The sequence below is a fragment of the Undibacterium sp. TC4M20W genome (assembly GCF_049340245.1).
In the GTDB taxonomy this organism is placed as follows: domain Bacteria; phylum Pseudomonadota; class Gammaproteobacteria; order Burkholderiales; family Burkholderiaceae_D; genus Undibacterium.
Map to the genome: position 1 here is coordinate 1 of NZ_JBMPPI010000094.1, position 255 is coordinate 255.

Here is a 255-nt window from a genome sequence, read left to right on the forward strand (position 1 = left end):
ATTGGACCAGTCGCCGCCAGCATGCTGTTCCGGAGCCGCAACCCATTTCTTGTGGCAGCAAGTTCCATGCAATGCCAGAGCGCAGTACGAACACGATTCCCGTCAATACGGCACGGTCATCCGTCGGATTGCGTCCTGCATATTGTCTATGGCGAGACGCTCTCTTCGGTAACAAAGGCTCGATTCTGCTCCACAGTTGGTCATCTATCAGTTCTTTTGGCATCGCTCTCCACCCTGACAAAACAAGATAGAAAG

At 52.5% G+C, this 255-nt stretch carries 1 protein-coding gene; it reads right to left on the bottom strand.

The window, feature by feature from the left end; genetic code table 11:
- Positions 1 to 223: transposase (locus ACO0LL_RS30425; protein WP_422954552.1), on the bottom strand; the 223-nt coding region annotated here is incomplete at its 3' end.
- Positions 224 to 255: the final 32 nt, after the last annotated feature.